The organism is Pseudomonas reactans (assembly GCF_013387025.1).
GTDB classification, from domain to species: Bacteria; Pseudomonadota; Gammaproteobacteria; order Pseudomonadales; family Pseudomonadaceae; genus Aquipseudomonas; species Aquipseudomonas reactans.
Genome location: NZ_JACAQP010000141.1, coordinates 1 through 365, shown reverse-complemented (window position 1 = coordinate 365; position 365 = coordinate 1). Strand labels below are relative to the sequence as shown.

Below are 365 nucleotides of genomic sequence, written 5' to 3'. Positions count from 1 at the left end.
TTAAACCATGATCATGAGCAAGTACATAAATATACTCCTGAAATATAAGTGGATATAAGAAGTAGTGTTGTTGAGATCTATCTAGCCCTAAATAGCTTTGGAATTTCTCCATTTGAAATTCTATTTAAATGAAAGGTAGAGGATTTTGGGGGTTATCAAATGATACATAGTGCGATACAGTCAAAACAAGGTATTATAGTACAAACTGAATAGATACCTCGGATACAGATAAACTTATCAACAGATTCTCTATCCTCTCTTTTTCCATTTAAATTTAAATATTTATGTTCGTTTTCATTATAGGATAACAAGATGATTCGAAATCTTTTACTTTTTTTTTCAACCCAATCGCTCTTTTGATTTTG

General features: G+C 29.9%; 2 protein-coding genes. Both read right to left on the bottom strand.

What is annotated here, in order from left to right; translation table 11 throughout:
• The coding region (locus tag HX793_RS32230) for a hypothetical protein (protein WP_178905616.1) at positions 1-112 on the bottom strand (112 nt) is incomplete at its 3' end.
• 43 nt (positions 113-155) lie between these two features.
• Positions 156-365: hypothetical protein (locus HX793_RS32225; protein WP_218646219.1), on the bottom strand; the 210-nt coding region annotated here is incomplete at its 5' end.